Raw genomic sequence first — 5,125 nt, 5'->3', positions numbered from 1 at the left:
TCGAGGGCTCCTGTCGTGAGGTGGAGGGACCAAACCCCTCGATCCTCAAGACAGGACCCAGTCCTGTCATTGTGTGCCCTTCAGCGGGTTACCGCCCCCAAGTCATGGCGCCGCCCCAGCCGCAGTGCCCTCCCGCGCGAGCGGGTTCGTTCCTTGGCACGTTCCGGAAGTAGGAAGAACGTCAGTACTGCGGCCGTGAGCGGACCTTCACGGACAACGCTGCTAAGCGACTTCGATCCATGCATTGCCTTTCCGGCTAAAGTTCCAGGACTCTGCCCTGAGTTGCTCTATATCCCCTCTGCATGATGACGACATTTGCCTCTCAAGATGCACTGACTTCGCCTTCCGTGGCCCGCAACCGGGATCCCATCCTGGCCGTACTACGCAGGGTTCTTCCTCTGGCCGGGACGGTTCTGGAGATCGCCAGCGGCACGGGTGAGCACGCGGTACATTTCGCGGCGGCGCTGCCGCATTTGAAGTGGCAGCCGTCGGATCAGGATGAGCAGGCTCTGAGAAGCATCGCGGCCCATCGGGCGATCTCAGGGCTGCCCAACCTTCTCGCCCCGCTCTCGCTCGATGCTGCCGCTCCCGAATGGCCTGTTGTCCAGGCCGATGCTGTCGTGGCGATCAACATGGTTCACATCAGCCCTTGGCGGGTGACCCAGGGATTGATGGCTGGAGCCGGGTGGGTGCTCCCGCCGGGAGGCGTGCTTTACCTCTATGGGGCCTACAAGGAGAACGGCATTCACACGGCGCCGAGCAACGACACTTTTGATGCCGATCTGAGAAGCAGAAATCCAGAGTGGGGTATTCGGGACCTTGAAGCGGTAGCAGATCTCGCCGGAGGTCACGGGCTGACGCTTGTTGAGCGCATCCCGATGCCCGCCAACAATCTCAGCCTTGTCTTCCGGCGCTAGGAGACTCCGAAGGTCGCGGATCCGTAAAGGCGTCTCTTGGCACGTCTAACTTCAACAATTCCCTTCACGTGGGCTTTGTTCAGCCTTTCACGTTGAAGATCACGCGCTGGGATTCGCCCGTCGTGCCCGGTACCCGCAACTCGAAGCGGCCGGGCCGGATCGGAACGAATGTAATGGTGGCCTCGCCCTCGGCATCGAACTCGATGCTGTCGAGCCCGAGCGGACGTACCTCGATCTTGTTGATCACCACCTCGTTGATCCAAACGTTGCGGAAGAACTCCGGACCGACGAGTTGCAGTTCCTGGCTGCCGTCGACCCGGATCGGGAGCCGATAGTACTTGCCGGCTTCGATCTCGTAGGCTCCCTCGGCAAGCGGCTTTCCGACCGCCAGCTCGGTCGGGGCAAGCCGCGTCACGCGTCCCAGGAGACCGGCCTGCGTCCAAGCCGGAGTGAACGGCGTCAGCAGAATTAGTGCGGCGGTCAGCAGGCTCACCCGAAAAACCATCATCACGTGGCACTCCTGGTTGGCTGGCTTGCATCAGCGCCCTAGGGCCTTCCTGGCATCATGGACGGCATCGACGCACTCGTCGAACTCCGCCTCCTTCAACTCGCGTTCGGCGCTCCTGAGGGCCCGTTGCAGGGCGGTGAGCGTCACCTAGGGCGGCTTCTTGTCAAGCTCGGCCTTGATCATGGCGATGCCGGCGGTGCAATCGCCTTGGTCGTCGGCTGTGACAGGCATGGCCGAGGGAGCGATCGCTCCGACCACGAGACACGACACAAACATGTGGCGCATGAGAGACTCCTCCCACCCACGATTGAACGACATCTGTTACGCAGTTCGGCGGACGCTCGCGCCGGTCGATTTCACGCGGTCATTTACGGCCTTGGCGCCCTTTTCCCAAGGATCGTCGCACAAACAGCATAGCATGGGTCGGCAGCTTTTCCACGGCCCCTTCTTTGTAGGACGGGGGCATGGCATCCTCCTCGTGCCTGCCACACAGCAGTCAGGACCGATTCAGCTTGGCCTTACGGCAACTGATCCGCGCCGTGACAACGGCCTTTCCCCCGACGCTCGGTTCGAGGACGACATCCTGCTCCGATCCCACGAGGCTCCAGACCTCGGCGCCGGCACCGGGGCAGAGGTCGATAAGTGCTTCCGTCATCTTCGCAGGCGCGTACACGAGTTCGAAAGCCGCCTGCGAAGGCTGCGGCGTAATCGTCGCGAGGAGATAGCCATCCCGCCAGCGCACGCGGATCTCCCATTGAGACGGCGCATGCTGCTTCAGGTCTTGGGTGAGAGCTACCACCGCCCGGTCCTCGACCGCCGCAGCCGGAAGGTTGAGGCAGGTCGCTGCAAGAAGGCTAACAAGTAACATCCGGCCCATGTTGGGGCCCTCCCGCTCAGGCGAAATCGGCCCGAGGGCAGATCCGCTGGAGCGACCCGGTCGGGTAAGAGCCAATCTGCTGGCAGACCATGGCAGCTCTATGATGCCAGTACCGAGAGTGCTGCACATCATGGGTCACGAAAAGCTGACGTGCGCTGCTGTTGCCCAGCGAAGCTTCTGTGCAATACTCATCCCAACCAGCCGAAGTGGAAGTGCCGCAGGTATTGCGTTCTTGGCTCGGCCCGCCCTTCGGCTCCCGATGTGGACAGGGCATTCCCCATGGTACCGTTGCGTTCGCTCCATTGGTTGCGAGCCCGCCAGGGCGTTCTTATGCTGGGCGCGTTGGTTGCCTTTCTGGCATTCATGTCGCTTGCCCAGGCGCAGGCACCCCCGCCGATCGACATTCGCATCGCGCTGATCACCCGCCAGCCGCCGCCGCCGCCGCTGTACGAGTTCGATCCGGTGCCCGAAGATGAGGGGATCGCAGGCGCGCGCCTGGCAGTGCGCGACAACAATACGACCGGCCAATTCACAGGACACCGCTACGCCCTTGAGGAAGAGACCGTTGAGGAGGGGCAGGATGCAGTTGCGGCGGCGCGATCCCTTGTCGGGCGCGGAGTCGGGTTCCTGGCGGTCAATCTGCCGGCTGACGAGCTTCTGGCCATCGCCGATGCGCTTAAGGGCGAGAACGTGGTGCTGTTCAACGTCAGCGCCACAGACGACCGGCTGCGTGGCGCCGACTGCCGACCCAACATCTTCCACATGGCTCCGAGTCGCGCCATGCTGACAGATGCCTTGGCTCAGTTCCTTGCTTTCAAGCGATGGCGTCGGCTGTTCCTGGTCGTTGGCCCCCAGCCGGGGGACAAGCTCTACGCGGAGGCCGTAAGACGATCCGCCCGCAAGTTCGGGCTCTCGATCGCAGCAGAGAAGCCTTGGGAGTTTGGTCCGCTGGCTCGCGCCAAGGCCGACAGTCCGACAACCGCTGGAGCGCTCACCATCACGCAGAACCTCGATTACGACATCGCCATCGTGGCCGACGAGGCGGGGGACTTCGGGGACTACCTGACCTTCCGGACCTGGGATCCACGGCTCGTCGTGGGCACCCAAGGATTGGTAGCCACCACATGGCATCCGACGTTCGAGGTGTGGGGGGCGGCCCAAGCCCAGACCCGCTTCCGCCGGACGGCCAATCGCCCAATGCGTCCGCTCGACTACCAAGTCTGGATGGCGGTGCGGACAGTCGGGGAGGCCGTCACCCAGACGAAGGCTACCGATCCCGGGACAGTTAGACAGTTCATGCGTGGAGCGGAGTTCGGCCTCCCGGCGTACAAGGGGGGCTCGCTGAGCTTCAGGCCCTGGGACCAGCAACTCCGACAGCCGCTACTGGTGGTTCAGCCGCGCTTCCTAGTTTCGGTCGCGCCCGAGCAAGGCTACCTGCACCAGCGCACACCGCTCGACACCCTTGGATTCGATCAACCGGAAACCGCCTGCAAACTCCAATGATAAAGCTGGGAGGGTTGTCATGCCGTGGAGCCTCTTCGACCATAAGACAGTGGTGACCGCATTAGGGATTGTCTGGCTGGGAGCTGCCGCCGAGGCGAATGCCTACACAATCTATGTTTCGAACGAGAAGGATAACACCGTTTCGGTGATCGACTCGGACAAGCTCGCCGTGATCGCCACCTGGAAGGTCGGCCGCCGGCCACGCGGTATCACCCTGAGCCTCGATGGCAAGTGGCTCTATGTCTGCGCGAGCGACGACAACCGGGTCGACGTGGTGGACACGTCTACCGGCAAGGTAGTGCGCAACCTCCGATCCGGCCCGGACCCCGAGCTCTTCATCCTGCATCCGAAGGGAAACCCGCTCTACATCGCCAACGAGGACGATAACATGGTCACCGTGGTGGATGTGGAGACGAACAAGCTCCTGGCTGAGGTTCCGGTCGGGGTCGAGCCGGAGGGGATGGGGATCAGTCCAGACGGAGCAATCCTCGTCAACACGTCCGAGACCACCAACATGGCTCACTTCATCGATACGACGAGCCACAAGATCATCGGAAACGTGCTGGTCGATTCACGGCCGAGGGTCGCCGAATTCTCCCCAGACGGGAAGAGGCTGTGGGTCTCATCAGAGGTGGGTGGGACGGTGAGCGTGATCGATCCGGCAATCCATAAGGTCATCAAGAAGATCGAGTTTCGGATCCCCGGCATAACGAAGGAGACGATCCAACCGGTCGGCGTGCGCTTAACCAAGGACGGTAAGAAAGCCTTTGTCGCCTTGGGCCCGGCGAACCGAGTAGCCGTGGTCAATGCCGAGACCATGGAGGTGGAGAAATACCTGCTCGTCGGCCAACGGGTCTGGCAGCTTGCGATGACACCGGATGAAAGGCTCCTGATCTCGACGAACGGCGTTTCCAGCGATGTTTCGATCATCGACGTGCAAGCCGCGAAGGTGCTGAAGAGCGTGAAGGTCGGCGGATATCCCTGGGGAGTCGTGGTCGGACCGAAGTGAGACGGCCAAGGTCTTGCTGGTCTACCCGTCCGGCATAACATCGGAAAGGACCTCGCATGCGAACGGAAGAACCGTTTCGAGACCCCTGATCCGCATAATCGTGTCCTATTGGCTCCCGCCCGCTAGAGCATCGGACGATTAAACGGACGCATAGCCGGCAGCTTTGAGGTAGTTCCAACATTCCTGCGGCTCAAACAAGTTGCAGATGTCACCGATGGCCCGCCAGAGTGCATCGAACGTTCGGGCTTCGGCTTTGCGCAGGTGCGCCTTGATCTTGGCAAAGGCCTGTTCGATCGTATTGCCATGATGCC

At 62.0% G+C, this 5,125-nt stretch carries 6 protein-coding genes and 1 pseudogene; 3 read left to right on the top strand and 4 right to left on the bottom strand.

Going from position 1 to position 5,125, the window contains the following annotated elements; all coding sequences use genetic code 11:
* The first annotated feature begins 302 nt into the window (after positions 1 to 302).
* Entirely contained in the window at positions 303 to 917 is a 615-nt protein-coding gene (locus FS320_RS37560; protein ID WP_152717386.1) for a DUF938 domain-containing protein, read from the top strand.
* A 79-nt stretch (positions 918 to 996) separates the two neighbouring features.
* Here FS320_RS37560 and FS320_RS37555 read toward each other — a convergent pair whose 3' ends face one another.
* The 3 genes from FS320_RS37555 to FS320_RS37545 all read right to left on the bottom strand — a co-directional run bounded on the left by FS320_RS37555 (position 997) and on the right by FS320_RS37545 (position 2,302).
* Positions 997 to 1,428 (bottom strand): cupredoxin domain-containing protein, encoded by a 432-nt coding sequence (locus FS320_RS37555; RefSeq protein ID WP_202882942.1) that lies wholly within the window; start codon positions 1,426 to 1,428, stop codon positions 997 to 999.
* Between the two features lie 144 nt (positions 1,429 to 1,572).
* Positions 1,573 to 1,710: a hypothetical protein gene (locus FS320_RS48950; RefSeq protein ID WP_244627641.1), complete on the bottom strand. Its 138-nt coding sequence runs from the start codon at positions 1,708 to 1,710 to the stop codon at positions 1,573 to 1,575.
* A gap of 211 nt (positions 1,711 to 1,921) precedes the next feature.
* A complete protein-coding gene (locus FS320_RS37545; protein WP_152717385.1) occupies positions 1,922 to 2,302 on the bottom strand; it encodes a hypothetical protein in 381 nt (126 codons plus the stop codon).
* Between the two features lie 330 nt (positions 2,303 to 2,632).
* Here FS320_RS37545 and FS320_RS37540 point away from each other — a divergent pair, with 330 nt between their 5' ends.
* Positions 2,633 to 3,805, top strand: a complete 1,173-nt coding sequence (locus FS320_RS37540; RefSeq protein ID WP_420846819.1) for an ABC transporter substrate-binding protein — start codon at positions 2,633 to 2,635, stop codon at positions 3,803 to 3,805.
* Positions 3,806 to 3,824: 19 nt separating this feature from the next.
* Entirely contained in the window at positions 3,825 to 4,814 is a 990-nt protein-coding gene (locus tag FS320_RS37535) for a YVTN family beta-propeller repeat protein (RefSeq protein ID WP_152717383.1), read from the top strand.
* A 138-nt stretch (positions 4,815 to 4,952) separates the two neighbouring features.
* Here the strand turns inward: FS320_RS37535 and FS320_RS48945 are convergent.
* Positions 4,953 to 5,125, bottom strand: a pseudogene (locus tag FS320_RS48945) (IS630 family transposase); the annotation flags it as partial.

It is taken from the genome of Microvirga tunisiensis, assembly GCF_009296175.1.
GTDB lineage: Bacteria > Pseudomonadota > Alphaproteobacteria > Rhizobiales > Beijerinckiaceae > Microvirga > Microvirga tunisiensis.
This window is presented reverse-complemented; position numbering and strand designations above follow the sequence as displayed.

Excerpts from the sequence above, each read along its gene's own strand:
- FS320_RS37560 (WP_152717386.1), top strand. The coding sequence starts at position 303 with ATGATGACGACATTTGCCTCTCAAGATGCACTGACTTCGCCTTCCGTG.
- FS320_RS37535 (WP_152717383.1), top strand. The coding sequence starts at position 3,825 with ATGCCGTGGAGCCTCTTCGACCATAAGACAGTGGTGACCGCATTAGGG.
- FS320_RS37545 (WP_152717385.1), bottom strand. The coding sequence starts at position 2,302 with ATGGGCCGGATGTTACTTGTTAGCCTTCTTGCAGCGACCTGCCTCAAC.
- FS320_RS37540 (WP_420846819.1), top strand. The coding sequence starts at position 2,633 with ATGCTGGGCGCGTTGGTTGCCTTTCTGGCATTCATGTCGCTTGCCCAG.
- FS320_RS48950 (WP_244627641.1), bottom strand. The coding sequence starts at position 1,710 with ATGCGCCACATGTTTGTGTCGTGTCTCGTGGTCGGAGCGATCGCTCCC.